This window comes from Streptosporangium sp. NPDC020145, assembly GCF_040631275.1.
Taxonomy (GTDB): domain Bacteria; phylum Actinomycetota; class Actinomycetes; order Streptosporangiales; family Streptosporangiaceae; genus Streptosporangium.
In genome coordinates this window covers 329,987-344,143 of sequence record NZ_JBEXZT010000001.1, presented here as the reverse complement: position 1 = coordinate 344,143, position 14,157 = coordinate 329,987, and the positions used below count along the sequence as shown (strand labels likewise).

Annotated in this window: 12 protein-coding genes; 7 read left to right on the top strand and 5 right to left on the bottom strand. The window is 71.9% G+C overall.

Features of this window, described 5'->3' with window-relative positions; all coding sequences use genetic code 11:
- Nucleotides 1-27 precede the first annotated feature (27 nt).
- Nucleotides 28-1,059, bottom strand: coding sequence for a DMT family transporter (locus ABZ463_RS01485; protein ID WP_362771886.1), 1,032 nt, complete (start codon nucleotides 1,057-1,059; stop codon nucleotides 28-30).
- 73 nt (nucleotides 1,060-1,132) lie between these two features.
- On the opposite strand from ABZ463_RS01485, the gene ABZ463_RS01480 reads away from it, so the two are divergent.
- Entirely contained in the window at nucleotides 1,133-2,050 is a 918-nt protein-coding gene (locus ABZ463_RS01480; RefSeq protein WP_362771884.1) for a LysR family transcriptional regulator, read from the top strand.
- Between the two features lie 89 nt (nucleotides 2,051-2,139).
- On the opposite strand, the gene ABZ463_RS01475 is transcribed toward ABZ463_RS01480, so the two are convergent.
- Entirely contained in the window at nucleotides 2,140-2,490 is a 351-nt protein-coding gene (locus tag ABZ463_RS01475) for a hypothetical protein (RefSeq protein ID WP_362771882.1), read from the bottom strand.
- Between the two features lie 697 nt (nucleotides 2,491-3,187).
- Here ABZ463_RS01475 and ABZ463_RS01470 point away from each other — a divergent pair.
- Nucleotides 3,188-5,644, top strand: a complete 2,457-nt coding sequence (locus tag ABZ463_RS01470) for a M14 family zinc carboxypeptidase (RefSeq protein ID WP_362771880.1) — start codon at nucleotides 3,188-3,190, stop codon at nucleotides 5,642-5,644.
- A 145-nt stretch (nucleotides 5,645-5,789) separates the two neighbouring features.
- Nucleotides 5,790-6,713, top strand: a complete 924-nt coding sequence (locus tag ABZ463_RS01465) for a glycerophosphodiester phosphodiesterase family protein (protein WP_352009399.1) — start codon at nucleotides 5,790-5,792, stop codon at nucleotides 6,711-6,713.
- Here ABZ463_RS01465 and ABZ463_RS01460 read toward each other — a convergent pair.
- The gene (locus ABZ463_RS01460) at nucleotides 6,623-7,798 is read right to left on the bottom strand and encodes a methyltransferase (RefSeq protein WP_362771877.1); all 1,176 of its coding nucleotides are present in this window, start codon (nucleotides 7,796-7,798) and stop codon (nucleotides 6,623-6,625) included. The two genes, ABZ463_RS01465 and ABZ463_RS01460, sit on opposite strands and share 91 nt — an antisense overlap.
- 74 nt (nucleotides 7,799-7,872) lie before the next feature.
- Here ABZ463_RS01460 and ABZ463_RS01455 point away from each other — a divergent pair, with 74 nt between their 5' ends.
- The 3 genes from ABZ463_RS01455 to ABZ463_RS01445 all read left to right on the top strand — a co-directional run bounded on the left by ABZ463_RS01455 (nucleotide 7,873) and on the right by ABZ463_RS01445 (nucleotide 9,817).
- Nucleotides 7,873-8,424: a hypothetical protein gene (locus ABZ463_RS01455; RefSeq protein ID WP_362771875.1), complete on the top strand. Its 552-nt coding sequence runs from the start codon at nucleotides 7,873-7,875 to the stop codon at nucleotides 8,422-8,424.
- Nucleotides 8,425-8,544: 120 nt separating this feature from the next.
- A complete protein-coding gene (locus ABZ463_RS01450) occupies nucleotides 8,545-9,126 on the top strand; it encodes a copper resistance CopC family protein (protein ID WP_362771873.1) in 582 nt (193 codons plus the stop codon).
- Between the two features lie 43 nt (nucleotides 9,127-9,169).
- Nucleotides 9,170-9,817 carry a hypothetical protein gene (locus ABZ463_RS01445; RefSeq protein ID WP_362771871.1) on the top strand — a complete coding sequence of 216 codons (648 nt, stop codon included), beginning with the start codon at nucleotides 9,170-9,172 and terminating at the stop codon, nucleotides 9,815-9,817.
- Nucleotides 9,818-9,839: 22 nt separating this feature from the next.
- Here ABZ463_RS01445 and ABZ463_RS01440 read toward each other — a convergent pair whose 3' ends face one another.
- Nucleotides 9,840-10,790 (bottom strand): glucosyl-3-phosphoglycerate synthase, encoded by a 951-nt coding sequence (locus ABZ463_RS01440; protein WP_352009394.1) that lies wholly within the window; start codon nucleotides 10,788-10,790, stop codon nucleotides 9,840-9,842.
- A 130-nt stretch (nucleotides 10,791-10,920) separates the two neighbouring features.
- On the opposite strand from ABZ463_RS01440, the gene ABZ463_RS01435 reads away from it, so the two are divergent.
- Nucleotides 10,921-12,573: a hypothetical protein gene (locus ABZ463_RS01435; protein WP_362771869.1), complete on the top strand. Its 1,653-nt coding sequence runs from the start codon at nucleotides 10,921-10,923 to the stop codon at nucleotides 12,571-12,573.
- Here the strand turns inward: ABZ463_RS01435 and ABZ463_RS01430 are convergent.
- Nucleotides 12,558-14,027: a helix-turn-helix domain-containing protein gene (locus ABZ463_RS01430; protein ID WP_352009392.1), complete on the bottom strand. Its 1,470-nt coding sequence runs from the start codon at nucleotides 14,025-14,027 to the stop codon at nucleotides 12,558-12,560. The genes ABZ463_RS01435 and ABZ463_RS01430 overlap by 16 nt on opposite strands.
- Between the last annotated feature and the right edge of the window lie 130 nt (nucleotides 14,028-14,157).

The window sequence follows — 14,157 nt, the reverse complement described above, 5'->3', positions numbered from 1 at the left end:
AACCGGTCGACCGGCCCGTCGAGGTGATCAGGGGTGATCGGGCCCGCATCGCACGGGACGCGCATGTAGCTCGGCACCAGGAGACGGTCCGGCACTCCCAGGGCGTCGGACGGGTCCTGCCCGCCGGACCGCCGCGGGCGAGGGGTTCGTGCGGGCACCGGCGCGCCGGAGCTGGAGGACCGCCACGGACGACAACACCAGCGCGCCGCCGGCGAGCTGCACCGGGGTCAGGGACTCGCCGAGGAAGACAGCGGCCAGCGCGGCGGTGACGACGGGCTCGAAGGTGGACATGATGGCGGCGGTCGACGGGCCGGTGCGCCTGAGCCCGGCGAAGAAGGTCAGCATCGCCACGACGGTGGAGACCACGGCGATGCAGGCCAGCCAGAGCCATCCCGGCGCCCCGAAACGGAGATCGACGCCGCCGGTGAGCAGGGCGCAGGCGCCGAGGGTGCCGGCCGCACCGGTCATCACCAGCGCGGACAGCGCCACCGGTGCCAGTCGGTGCACGACGGTGTCGGCGACGAGGATGTAGACGGTGTAGGTGATCGCGGAGGTGAAGGCCAGCAGCGCCCCGAGCGGGTGGAAGCTCACGCCGCCGGCGCCGAGCAGGACCAGAAGCGTTCCGCCCGAGGCGGCCGCCAGCGCCGCTCCGCGTGCGGGGGTGAGCCGGTCACGGCCGAGCAGCACCGCCACCACGGTGACCATGACCGGGTAGGTGTAGAGGATCAGAGCCAGCAGGGACGCGTCCATCAGCCGCAGCGCGGAGAAGAACAGACTCGCCTGCGTGGCGTACCCGACGGCACCCAGGCCGACGGCGACGGCCGTCACCCTGCCGCGCGTCATCGCCGGCCGACCGGCCGCCTCACCCCGGGGGGAACCGGAGGCGGCGCGGCGCAGCCCCGGCCGTACCAGCAGGACGATCCCGAGCAGGACGGCGGCCAGGGCGAAGCGCACCAGCAGCAGCGCCCCGGGGGAGACACCGGCGTCGTAGGCGAGCTTGCCGAAGATCGCCATGGCGCCGAAGCAGGCCGCGGACAGAAGACACAGTGCTGCACCCATGCGCCCAAGGATTGGGCACCTGACCCATCGGGTCCAGCGATGTTTCCCGGAGGTGACCCGTTAGGGTTTCCGAATGATCGAGCTGGACCTTCGACGGCTGCGCTTTCTGCGGGAGTTCGAGGAACGAGGCACCCTGGCCGCGGTCGCCGCGGCCCTTGGCTACAGCCCCTCCACGGTCTCCCAGCAGCTCGCCCTGCTGGAGAGGGAAACCGGCGCCCGGCTGCTCGACAAGGCCGGGCGCGGTGTGCGGCTCACCGACGCCGGACGCCTGCTCGCTCAGCACGCGCGGGTGTTGCTTTCGGCCGCCGAGGCTGCGGAAGCCGACCTTGCCACCCTCAGCGGCGTCATCCGGGGCACTGTCCGCGCCGGCGGCCTGCAATCGGCGGCCCGCCGCCTCCTCATCCCGGCGGTGGCCCGCATGAAGGCGGACCACCCGCAGGTTCGCGTGGAGATCTTCGAGCTGGAGCTCGAACAGTCCCTGCCGGGTCTACGCCTGGGCGCGGTCGATCTCGTCATCGGCGACGAGTACGACAGCCACCCCCGCCCTCGCCCGGCCGGGCTCCGCTTCACGCTTCTGCTCGAAGAACACCTGAAGATCGTGCTGCCGGCCGCGCATCGGCTCGCCCGGCCCGGGAGACCCGTGGCGCTCACCGACCTGCGATCCGACATCTGGGCCGCCTCGGCCGAGGGCACCGGTCACCACGCCATGGTCGTCGGGACCTGCCGCGCCCTCGGCGGCTACGAGCCCGACATCCGGCACCGCTCCAGCGACGCCGACGTCCAACTCGAACTCGTCCGCGCCGCGACCGCCGTCGCCCTCATGCCGACCCTGAGCCTGCCCGGCGACGACCCCGCCCTCGCGATCCGGGACATCGCAGAAACCACCCTCAGACGCCGCCTGGTCGCCGTCACCCGGGACACCCCGCCCACTCCCGCGCTGACCGCCCTCCTGACAGCCGTGACGGACCAGGTGCGCAAACTCGGCCTGTAGAAGCCCGTCGGGTCAACCGTCCGGCGTTGTTCCCGGGCCGGAAACCGTGGGCGGTCCACAGCGGAAGAGGTCAGGGCAGAGCGATTCGATCAGGACGTGAGGTCCACGGACTCGACCTCGAAGTCCTCGGGGCCCAGGTCGCCCAGGTCTGACGAGAACACGGCGGAGCACGGATCACCGGCACGCAGGAGAAACCCGCGGCCACCGCTGTCGTCGCCGATGAGGACGAAACCCGGTGCGCACCGCGTGACGTCGTAGGTGGCGTTGCGTTCACCGATGCACCCAGCCGGGTACACGGTCACACCGGCATCGGTCGCCAGGCCGTCCTTCACCTTCCACAGGGCCACCAGCGGAGCCGGAAGGCCCGGCCCGATTTCGGCCCGGGCGCGCGCCACATCGGCCGGCGTGGCCGCCGCCTGCCCGGGAACCGGCTCCGCCATGTCGACCTCGTCCCTCCGTCCTGCCGGGTTCGCGGCTCCGGGAATCCGAAGCGACCCCGGCGCCACGACAAGCATGGGAACGAACACTGTCACCAGGCCCGTCCGCGGGCAAACCACCGCCCTGCCCGATCACGCTCCACGGCTGGAGTACCGGACCTTCACCTCCACCCCGCTGAACATCCTGGAGAACGGACTCTGTGTCGACCGGCGACGGGTTCACCGGGCTTCCGGCCTGCCGCATGGCCGTCCGGATCGCCGCGATCTCACCAAGGAAATGACAGAGCACGTTTTCCCGGTGTTTCACACCCGGCGGCCATGAGGCGGCACGGCCTTTCTGGGCATCCGGAACACGCGTTCTCCGGCGAAGGAGCTCATCCGTAAAGCGAAGACCCATATCCCGGGAAATCCAGCGAAGACCGGCCACGCCCCGAGAGAAAACACCGGGCGGCCTGGCAACATCCCCGAGCACACACCTCGGGGGCCCACGACCACAGGCGTCCAGACCGTCCCGAATAACACAACCCAAACGACACATAGTGAAATTTCACTTCAATCGAATGGGAATCGTATAACCCTACGCCGCCCAAACCGGGGGACTTGACGAAGATGATCTTATCGATCAAGATTTCCCTCCGATTGTGTGCTCATTCCGTGACACCCCCTACTCGGCCGAGCGCACCAACTGGAGGAATCTCGCATGAGAAGTTCTCTCAACGGCAGAGGGAGCGGCCGCGTCGTGGCCGCGTTCGTCCTGCCCGTCGTCCTGGCGCTCGGCGCCACCCCGGTGCTCGCCAGCCCCCCTCCCCCGGCCCTGTCCGGCGGTGAAGTGGTCCCCGACCGGCAGCCGAGCACCACGCAGGACGGGGTCGCCCTGCTGCGGGTCGTCGTCCCCGACCAGGCGGCCGTCGACCGCCTCAACGCCCTGGGCGTCGACCTCGCGGAGTACCGCAAGGCCGTCGACGACGGGATCGAGGTGCACGCCGTACTCAGCCCCCAAGAGGCGCGGGAGCTGCGCGGGCAGGGCTTCGACGTCCGTGACGCCGTGCCCGGCCAGGCCGCTTTCGCGGCGAACCAGGCGGAACGGCGGACCGCGATGTCGGCCGCGGTCACCGCCGCGCAGCAGAACGACACCCTGACCCCGCTGCGCGCGGAGTGGTTCACCAGCACCGACGACCGGCGGTTCCTCTCGGTCGAGGTCAAGTCGAGCGCGACCGACGCCGAGACCGTGCTCACGGCCACCTGGGACTCGGGGCGGGGCACTCCCCCCGACTCGGGCGGAACGGCCACGCTGTCACGCCTCACCGACGCCGGACAGTACATGTACCACCGCTTCGACTACCCGCTGCCGGTGACGCAGGCCCCCTCGCGGGTGACGATCAAGAGCAGCCGCGGTGGCTCGGTCACGGTCCCGGTCACCAAGTGGCTCGGCGAACGGCGCACACCGCCCGGCGGGCACTACGTCTCCGACTTCGTCGACCACTACATGGACCCGACCGAGGTCACCGGCCGGATCACCGCCCTGGCCGCCGAGTTCCCCAGGATCACCCAGATCATCGACCTGCCGTACAAGACGAACGGCTACCGCAGGGCCGCGCAGGCGCAGTTCGGCACGGGCGCGGCGAGCACGCTCTACGTGACCTCGACCGCGTACGGCTCGCAGGGCGGCAACGACGTCAGCCTCGCCCTGACCCGCCCCGAGGCCGCCTCCTCCCCGCTGAGCGTCACGGTCACCGGCAAGGACGTCGTGGTCGGCCTGGCCACCGACGCCTCCGGCGCGATCTCCAGCACCGCCCGTCAGGTGGTCGACACGCTCAACGCGAACACCGCGGCCTCGGCGCTGCTGACCGCCGCCACCTACCGGGGCGACCAGGGCGGCGGTCTGGTCGCCGCGGCCCCCGCGACCCGGCTGACCGACGGCCTGAAGGCGCCGCAGAGCGTCTCACGTGAGCCGTTCCAGATGAAGGCGCTGCGCGTCGGCACCAAACGGGGCGGTCCGAAGGTCGGCGTCTTCCTCTACTGCCAGGAGCACGCCCGTGAGTGGGTGACCCCGCTGGTCTGCGTGGAGACGGCGGAACGGCTGCTGCGCAACTACGCGCACGACCCGCGGACCAGGAGGATCGTCGACGACCTCGACATCTTCATCCTGCCGACGTCCAACCCGGACGGCGGGCACTACAGCTTCTACGACTACAACATGCAGCGCAAGAACATGACCAACCACTGCCCGGCCAAGGCCGCCGATCCGGCCTCGCGCAACTCGTGGGGCGTCGACCTGAACCGCAACTTCTCCGTCGGCTCCATGTTCGACGGCTACCTCGGGGCCTCCTCCGACTGCACCAGCGGCGTGTTCGCGGGCCCGTCCGAGCTGTCGGAGCCCGAGGACCGCAACCAGGTCTGGCTCACCAGGAAGTACCCCAACATCAAGTTCGCGATGAACACCCACTCCTACGGCGGCTACTTCATGTGGCCCCCCGGCGCCTACAAGGAGGCCGGTCGCGAGACGCTGCCGCGGACCGATCTGGGCACGGAGAACTACTTCTGGGAGTCCTCCCGGCACATCCTGTCCGCGGTGCAGGAGAGGCGTGGCACCGCGATCTGGCCCGGCCGTACCGGGCCGGTGCCCGACGTGCTGTACTCGGCGGCGGGCAACAGCGCCGACGAGCACTGGTACAACCGCGGCATCATCGGCTGGGACTTCGAGGTCGGCGCCGACCTCTACGACCCGGCGACCAAGCGCTTCCAGCCGGTGGGCTTCCAGCCTCCGTTCGCCGAGGGGCACGAGGAGGCGATGGAGTTCTCCAGCGGCCAGATCGCCATCCTGGAGGTCGCCAGGGCCTACTCGGGCGACCGGCGGCGTCCCGGCTCCGAGCTGAAGGTGACCGGCAGGACCGGCGCCTCGGCCACGTTCACCTTCACCACCGACGAGCCCGCGAACGTCTACTACACGCTGGACGGCAGCAGGCCGACGCTGAACTCTCCCAAGCTCGTCGCCGCCGGGACGCGTGAGGGGGCGCAGCGGATCACGGTCGACCGTACGACCGAGGTGCACTGGTTCTCCGTGGACATCGCGGGCAACGTGGAGCGCGGCTACCGCCCGGGCGGGCCGGGCGCGAACTACCGCAGGCAGCGGGTCGAGGTACGCGGCGACCGATGACCGTTGACCCGGTACGGCCACCGGCCCAGGCCGGCGGCCGTACCGGGCATGACCGGCCCTTTGCGGATTGATGACACACAGTTACAGTCAATAACTGTGTGTACCATTCCCCGGCTTCCTGTTCCCCGGTCCGACATCCACCCTCGTGTCCTCCGGTAACCCGGCCGCCGTCAGGCTCGCGCGCGGGACGCTGGTGCTCGCCGCGCTGGCCGTCGTGACGCTCGGCCGGGGCGGTGAGCGGACCGCCTCCCTCCCCCCGGTGCCGGCCGGGTGCCCGGCGCCCGCCGTCGTCTCCCACCGCGGGTACGGCCCGCCGGGCACGGAGAACACCCTCAGGGCCTTCCGCGACGCCCTGGCGGCGGGGTCCGGACAGGTCGAGCTGGACGTCCACTTCACCAGGGACCACCAGCCGGTGCTGATGCACGACGCCACGGTCGACCGGACGACCACGGGCACGGGACGGGTCTCCGGCATGACCCTGTCCCGTTTCCGCGCGCTGCGCACCCTGGGCGGCGAGCGGCCCGCGACGCTGGACGAGGCGCTGCGGCTCCTGCGCGCGGCAGGCGGCCGGACGCTGCTCGACCTCAAGGAGGTCCCGGACGCGGCGGACCTGCGTTCCCTCTCCGGCGAGTACCACCGGCTGAACGCCTACCGGTGGGCGAGCCTGATGTCGTTCTCCCCGGACACGCTGCGGGCGGTGCGCTCCATCCACGCGCGCCGGGGCCTGCTGGCCAGGACGGCCCCTCCGGTCTCGCTGGCCAGGAGGTTCGCCTTCGTCGGAATCCGTCACGACAGGCTCACCGGAAAGCTGGCCCGCGCGTACGCGCGGGCCGGGGTCGCCGTCTACGCCTGGACCCCCAACGACCCCGCCGCGTGGCGGCGCCTGGCGGGCTACGGCGTCGAACACGTCGTCACCGACGAGACACCCGCCTACCTGGCGTGGGCCGTGCGGCGGTGCGGGACCGGCCCGGTACGGCGTCAGCGCTTGGCGGCCCGCAGGACGACGAACTTCGGGTCGCTCGCGACGACCTCGCAGTTGCCGAAGAGCCTGCGCAGCTTCACGTGGTAGCCGAGGTGCCGGTTTCCCACGACCCACAGCTCACCTCCGCGGCGCAGTGCGGCGCGGGCGCCGGTGAACATCCGCCAGGCGGTCTCGTCGGTCGTCGCCCGGTGGCTGTGGAAGGGCGGGTTGTTCAGCACCAGGTCGACCGATCCGGCGGGCGTCCCGGACAGGCAGTCGCCGACGAGGAACTCCGCCCTGTCCGGGGCGGAGACGTCGTTGGCCAGGAACGTGGCCCGCGCCGAGGCGACCGCCTGGTAGGACTCGTCGACGAAGGTCACCCGCGCCTCCTCGTCGGCCAGCGCCACGGCCAGGCCGACGACCCCGTTGCCGCAACCCAGGTCGACCACGTGCTCCGGCCCCTTGCGGCCGGGAAGGTTCCTCAGGAAGAACCTGGTGCCGATGTCGAGGCGGTCGGCGCAGAAGACGCCCGCGTGGTTGACGACGGTCAGGCCGGAGACCGCTCCGACGTCGCCGGGCAGCGTGTAGCTCAGCGGCCAGGGGTTGACGGCCGGGGCCGGGCGCGGCTCCGGCGTGCAGAAGATCAGCCGTGCCTTCCTGACCGCCAGCGACGTCCTGGTCGGCCCGAAGACGCGTTCGAACAGCCGCAGCGTCGAGGTGTGGATCTCGGTGACCATCCCGGCGCCGACGACGACGGTGCCCGGGTGCACGGCCGGGGCCAGACGGCACAGCTGGTCCTCCAGGAGTGCCAGGCTCTTGGGCACCCTGACCAGCAGCACGTCGATCCGCTCCGGGGGCGTGTCCCCGGTCGACAGGAGCCGGACGGCGTCCTGATCGATCCCGTTGCGGGCGAGGTTCGCCCGGGTCGCCTCCTGGGTGAGGAAGGAGTCGGTGATCTGCACGGGCGCGGGCCAGTGGGCGGCCGGCACAGTGGCCAGCACAGTGGCCAGGGCTCCCCACCGGTCACCGGACACGACCACCGTGCCGGACAGGGCGACCGGCTCGCCGTCCGCCCCTTCGAGGTGCCGCAGGAGATACTCGTCGGCGGCGTCCCAGGCGCGTAGCTCCTGCCGGGAGTGCTCGGGGAAACGGGCGAGTTCGAACTCGCCCCTTGAGGTCGTCAAACGGTTCATCGCGCCTCAGGCTAGCCCAGCGGCGACGTCCCCCGGTCTTCTCGGGGCCTGACCCGGCTGACAGGATGACGGTCATGGCCCCAGTGGCGTCAGCGCTCCGTCTGCCGCGGGCACTCGTCTTCGCGACGTTGTGCCTCGTGGTCTCCGGCGGTGGCCACGCCCTGGCCGGGGGCGGGGCGGTGCCGCCGTACACGGCCGTCCTCGGGGGGATCGTCGCCCTCTGCCTCGGCTACGCCCTCAACGGGCACGAGCGCGGCCCGCAGGTCGTGCTTCCCGCGAGCGTGGGCGTACAGGTCCTGCTGCACGAGCTGTTCAGCCGGGCCGCGCCCGTGCCGTACCCGGTGATCCCGCTGGCCCACGGGCACGCCCGGCCCGGCATGACGGCGGTCCACCTCGCGGCGGCGCTGCTGACCGGCTGGTGGCTGTGGCGCGGCGAGAGCGCCCTGTGGCTCATGATCCGCGTGTACGGCGCGCGGCTCCCGATCCTTCCGGTGCTCGCCGCCACCTGGACGCCCGCGGCCGTTCCCGTTCTCGTGCCGTTCGTCGAGGCCGTGCCCCTCCCGAGCGGGTGGGCCTGCCCGGTTCCGCGCAGGCGCGGGCCGCCCGCGCTTCCGCGCGCCGGCTGAGGGAGACCCTGGCGGGTCCGGTGGCCGGCGCGCCCCGTGATCGGGTGCCCCTGCCGGGGGTGCCTTCCGCCTTGCCCGGCCGCGCCGATCGCGCGTCCGGAAGTCTCCATGGAGTCCGTTATGGCATATCTGCCGCAGTTCATACGCAGAATGGTCCTGGCGGTCGCGGGCTGCGGGGTCCTCCTCGCCCTGACCGCGCCCGCGGCGCTCGCCCACGACCAGCTGCGCAGCAGTTCCCCGGCGAAGAACGCCGAGGTGTCCTCCCCCGAGCGGATCGAGCTGGTCTTCAGCTCCCGGGTCCACTTCCCCGCCGTCGTCCTGCGCCGGACGGACAACACACAGGCGCCCCTGGGCACGCCGCGCACCGAGGGACCGAAGGTGACCGCCGACGTGACACAGCCGCTGGCCCCGGGTGGATACGTGATCGCCTGGCGGGTCGTCTCCTCGGACGGCCACCCCATCGAGGGCGAGATCCCCTTCACCGTGACCGGTTCCGGAGAGCCGTCAGCACCGGGTGAATCCGTCGCGCCCACCGCCTCCGCTGTCCAGGTCTCGGCCTCACCGGCACCCGCCGCGGCGGATGAGGAGGCTCCGAGCGGCATCCCCTGGTGGATCTGGGCCGCTCTGGCGGCACTCGCGGCGATCGGCGCGGTCGTCTGGTACAGAACGCCCCGTCACGACCACCCCACGCCGGAGGAATGAGCCCGCGGGCGAACCGCCGGGCGCCGGGATACGTGATGAGGACATGATTAACAGGGTCGTCACCGTCCTCCTCCTGCTGGCCGCCGCCATCGTGGCCTTTCCCGGCACCGCGTGCGCCTGCAGTTGCGCCCCGCTCCAACCCACGGAACAGGTGGGGAACGCGAGTGTCGTCTTCACCGGGACGGTGCTCGCCTCCCGCCCGGCCAAGACCGACGCGTCCGTGCCGGCGCCGGTCGTCTACACCTTCAGGGCCGACCAGGTCTACAAGGGGCAGGCACTGACCGAGTACCAGGTGACGACCAACGCCGACAGCGCGGCCTGCGGCTACAACTTCGAGCAGGGGGCCCGGTACCTGGTGTTCGCGTCCTCCAGGGAGAGCGGGATGATCCCGACCGAGCCGGGGCTGCCGCTGCACACGGCGCTGTGCGACGGCGACCACCGGGTGCGCGCCGGGACGGGGGCGCTGGTCGCCGACGACGGGATCGAGGGGCAGCCGCTGCCCGCGGCCCTGTTGTCCGCGCTCGGCACGCCCACCCGTCCCACTGTCACCACCACCCCCGTGACCCCCGCCCCCGCCGCCTCCTCGGGCGGGGGCTCCTCGCCGTCTCCGTGGGTCTACGTGGCCGGGGCGCTGGTCCTGGCCGCACTGGCGCTGGCCGGGTGGCGGCTGGCCAACCGGCGCGGCGCGTAACCCCGCCGCCCGCGCGGGCCGGTCACTTCGCCGGGCGCCGTCCCTCGACGGTGGCCATCGGGGGCCGCTCGGCCACGGCCACGTCGCGCACGGTCACCTGGTGGCCGTGCGCCCCCCTGCGGAACTGGGCCAGCCGGGGCGAGGGCGTGTGCAGCGAGACCATCTTGTTGTGCCGTTCCAGGCGGGACCAGGCGGTCTGCAGGATCTGCGCGGCCATCCCCCCGAGCGCCTCGGTCGACTGGTGGGAGTGGACACGCCTGCCCAGATCGACCTGGGCGAGGGCGTCGAGGCCGACGAGTTCGAGCAGGTCGACCAGCAGCGCCAGCTCGACTCCGTAGCCGGTGACGAAGGGGACCCGCTCAAGCACGCAGCGCCGCCCGGCGTACTCACCCGCCAGGGGCTGCACGAATCCGGCCAGCAGCGGCCAGTGCAGGTTGAGCAGCGGCCTGGCGACCAGCTCGGTGACCCGCCCGCCCCCGCTCTGCACGTTCTGCAGCGGCCGGTCGTAGCAGCCCTTGACGTAGACCACACCGGGATCGTCGAGCAGCGGGCCGAGCAGCCCGGTCACGAACGACGTGCGGAACTCACGCAGGTCGGCGTCGACGAAGACCAGCAGGTCGCCCGAGGTCACCGCGAGGGACTTCCACAGGGCCTCCCCCTTGCCGTCCAGCGGTTTCAGGTCCGGCAGGATCTCGTCCTGGGCGACCACCCTGGCCCCGGCCTGCGCGGCGCGCGCCGCGGTCTCGTCCACGGAGCGTGAGTCGATGACCACGATCTCGTCGACGAGCGGGGTCCTCTCGACCAGGTCGCGCCGGATCGCCGTGACGATCTCACCGACCGTCTCGGCCTCGTCACGCGCGGGAAGCACGACACTGATCGTGCTGTTCCCCTTGGCCTTGAGCAACCAGGGCAGGGACCAGTCATCCGACGACGAGGTGCGCCTGCCCAGCCATGCCTCCACCTCAGGCAGCACAGCCCTTCCTTCCCAGCACCTCGAAATCCACGGGTATCACCCTATGCGGCTCCTATTCTCGGCGGGTACGGGCTCCCGTACCCGCCGCGCAGTGGGAAGATCGGCTCAGAGCGGAGCGAGGAGGGACGGTATGGACCCGGTGGCCGTGATGAGGGCGGCGCGCACCGTCCGTGACGAACTCGGCGGCATGCCGGGTGAGCCTCCGGCAGAGCTCGGCGCCCGGCTCGATCCGCTGCTCGCCGGGGGCGGGCAGCCGCCAGGACCGCTCGCCGAGGCCGTGGTCGCCCTCATCTCCCAGTACGGCCCCGCGTGGGAACGCTTCTGCCTGCTGCTCGGCCAGGACGCGCCCCCGCAGGAGGAGCCTCCGGCCGCGAGCACCGGCCCGCTCGGCCGCGTCCCGTCCGGCGCCTCCCCCGGGCCCGCGCGCTCGGTGATCGGCAGACTGACCGGCGCCTTCCGCCGTCGCCGCAGGCAGGGCGAGTCGTCCGCCGCCGGGCAGGCACCCCCGCTTCCCCTCATCGAGGCGCCCGCCGAGGTCGTCGCGGGCTGGGGAGCCGAGGTCGAGGTCGGCCTGGTGGCCGAGGAGGCACCCGATGGGCGGGCGGCGCCGTACGGCGGGCTCGGACCTGCCGATCTTGACATCCAGATCGTCGCGGAGGGGTTCGAGGCGCCCGGCGGCTGGCGGGTACGGCTGCGCGCAGACGAGGCCTCGCCGTACCCCAGGGCGAAGGTCGGCCTGGTCGCCGCGGCGCAGGAGCAGCCGGTCACCGCCAGGCAGATCCAGGTGGTGCACGCGGTGCGCGGCCAGGTGGTCGGTTTCGGTGTGCGGGCGCTGGCGGTCCTCGACTCCCCCGGCCTGCTCGGCAGGGACAACGCCCCGCATCCGGTGGCCGGGACCCGGGTTCGGCTCGCCGAGACCGGGCAGGCGCCGGACGTCACGGCGGTCGTCGTCCACGGTGACCGGCCGGGACGGCTGTGGTGGACCTACCAGTCGCCGCACTTCGTCACCCCCGACCAGGCGGAGGTCTGCGAGCTGGGCATGCGTGCCTCGGAGTTCGGGCGGGGCCTGGCCGAGCAGTCCCTGCCCCTGGAGGAGGTGGGGGCGCGGGTCGCGGCGCACGTCCCGCCGGGGTTCTGGGAGCTGCTCAACGCGGTGGCCGGGCGGGTGTCGCCCCGGCGGCCGAGTGTGCTCTTCCTGTCCCAGGAGCCACACGTCCCGTGGGATCTGGCCGTGCTCCAGCATCCGTTCGACCGGTCCCTGCCCGGTTTCCTGAACTGCCAGGCGGTGACGGGGCGCTGGCCGCTCGGCGGGAACCGCCCTGAGCTGCCGCCTCCGGCGCGGGCGGGCGGGCGGGGCATGGCGGTCGTGCACGGCGGGCCGCACCCGCACCCGCTGGTCTCCGCCTTCGGCGCCAGGCAGGTCGGCACCTCGCTGGGCGAGGTGCTCGCGCTGCTGGGCGACCCGCCGGACGTGGTGCACTTCGCCACGGGCGGCCCGGCCCCCGAGTCCCTCGGCCGGGGCATGGGCGGTGGCGCGTTCGTCTTCCTCGACGAACCAGGTGACTGCCAGCCGTTCCTGCTGGCGGGGGCGTGCGCCGCCGTCGCGCCGTTCAGGCCCGTCGGGGACGGCCTGGTCGAGGAGTTCCACCGGCGCGCCCTGGCCGGGGAGCCTCCGGCCGAGGTGCTGCGCTCGCTGCGCTGCGTCGCCCCGGCGACGGCGCCCGCCTACCAGTTCTTCGGCAACCCCTGGCTCGTGCTGGAGCGCGATCAGCCCGCGGCGTGACGTTCGAGGAAGGCGTAGACGTCGGCCTCGTCGACGCCGGGGAACGACCCCGGCGGCAGTGCGGCCAGGACGTGGGAGTTGCCGCGCGCCGAGGGCCAGGCGTAGCCGTCCCAGCGCTGGGCCAGCTCGACGGGCGGGCGGCGGCAGCAGTCACCGGTCGGGCAGTTCGACCTGGTGCGGTTGGTCGTCTCCCTGCCGCGGAACCAGCGTGACTCCCGGTACGGCACGCCCAGGGTGATCGCGAAGTCCCGCTCCCGCGAGGGGTCGACGTGGGCGATGCAGAAGTAGGTGCCGGTCGGCGAGTCGGAGTACTGGTAGAAGACCGAGAACCTGTCCGGGGAGCGGAAGACCTGGCGTCCCGACCACTGCAGGCACATCCGCTGACCCTCGATCGCTCCCTGCTCGTCGGCGGGGAAGACGATGCCGTCGTTCTCGTAGGCCTTGAAGATGATCCCGCCCGCGTCGTTGCGGACGAAGTGACAGGTCAGGTCGAGGAAGTGGGTGGCGAGGTTGGTGAAGCGGTGCGCGGCCATCTCGTAGGAGACGGCGAACACGTCCCTGAGGTCCTCGACGCTGAGCGCCCTGTCCTGTTTCGCCTCCCTGAGGAAGGGCACGGCGGTCGCCTCGGGCACCAGCACCGCGGCGGCGAAGTAGTTGGCCTCGGTCCGCTGGCGCAGGAAGTCGGCGAAGTCGCGGGGCCTGTGGTGGCCCAGGGCGAGGTGGCCGAGTGTCTGCAGCAGGATCGTGCGCGGGGTGTGCATGCCGAGTTGCTCGTGCTTGACGTAGATGCGCCGGTTGCGCAGGTCGGTGATGGAGCGCACCGTGCGGGGCAGGTCCTGGACGGTCTGCACGGTGTAGCCGAAGTGGGTGACCAGGGCCTGGACCGTGCCCTGCGACAGCGCCCCGGTACGGTAGCCGACCGCGGACAGCGCCTCGGCCGCGGCCTTCTCGATCTCCTCGAAGTGGTTTCCCCGTTCGCGCTGCATGCGCCGCAGTTCGGCGTTGGCGACCCGCGCCTCCTCCGGGGTCGCGGTGCCCCTGGCCTGACGTGAGCGCAGCTCGCCGTACAGGCCGAGGATGTGTTCGAGCACGTCGTTGGGGACGCGGGCGGAGACCTTCAGCCTGGCCAGGCCGAGTCCGGCGTACAGCGGGTCGCGCTGGGCCTCCTCAAGCTCCATCTCCAGCTGGGCCCTGCGGTTGGGCGCCTGGCGGCGCAGCAGTTCCTCGACGGGCACGCCGAGCGCGACGGAAAGGGACTTCAGCAGCGACAGCTTGGGTTCGCGCTTGCCGTTCTCCAGCAGCGACAGCTGACTCGGCGCGCGGCCGACGCGTTCACCGAGGTCGGAGAGGGTGAGGCCGCGCTGCTTGCGCAGGTGTCTCAGCCGCTGCCCGAACGCGATGAGGTCGAGCTCCTGCGTCAAGGACAGCGGTTCTTCTCCGACGAGCGATGCCATACCACGATGCTAAACGAAATTTCGAGAGATATTTCAAGCACCCACGCACCCAACCCGGGATTGGTCTAGTCCATATCGAAAACTATGAATTTCTTCTGCACCCAAGACGGCCAATCCTTGCCAGAACAGC

Bases quoted from the DNA above. Each gene is read 5' to 3' on its own strand.
- ABZ463_RS01455 (WP_362771875.1), top strand. From the start codon at position 7,873: ATGGCCCCAGTGGCGTCAGCGCTCCGTCTGCCGCGGGCACTCGTCTTC.
- ABZ463_RS01470 (WP_362771880.1), top strand. From the start codon at position 3,188: ATGAGAAGTTCTCTCAACGGCAGAGGGAGCGGCCGCGTCGTGGCCGCG.
- ABZ463_RS01445 (WP_362771871.1), top strand. From the start codon at position 9,170: ATGATTAACAGGGTCGTCACCGTCCTCCTCCTGCTGGCCGCCGCCATC.
- ABZ463_RS01450 (WP_362771873.1), top strand. From the start codon at position 8,545: ATGGCATATCTGCCGCAGTTCATACGCAGAATGGTCCTGGCGGTCGCG.
- ABZ463_RS01430 (WP_352009392.1), bottom strand. From the start codon at position 14,027: ATGGCATCGCTCGTCGGAGAAGAACCGCTGTCCTTGACGCAGGAGCTC.
- ABZ463_RS01460 (WP_362771877.1), bottom strand. From the start codon at position 7,798: ATGAACCGTTTGACGACCTCAAGGGGCGAGTTCGAACTCGCCCGTTTC.
- ABZ463_RS01435 (WP_362771869.1), top strand. From the start codon at position 10,921: ATGGACCCGGTGGCCGTGATGAGGGCGGCGCGCACCGTCCGTGACGAA.
- ABZ463_RS01480 (WP_362771884.1), top strand. From the start codon at position 1,133: ATGATCGAGCTGGACCTTCGACGGCTGCGCTTTCTGCGGGAGTTCGAG.
- ABZ463_RS01475 (WP_362771882.1), bottom strand. From the start codon at position 2,490: ATGGCGGAGCCGGTTCCCGGGCAGGCGGCGGCCACGCCGGCCGATGTG.
- ABZ463_RS01485 (WP_362771886.1), bottom strand. From the start codon at position 1,059: ATGGGTGCAGCACTGTGTCTTCTGTCCGCGGCCTGCTTCGGCGCCATG.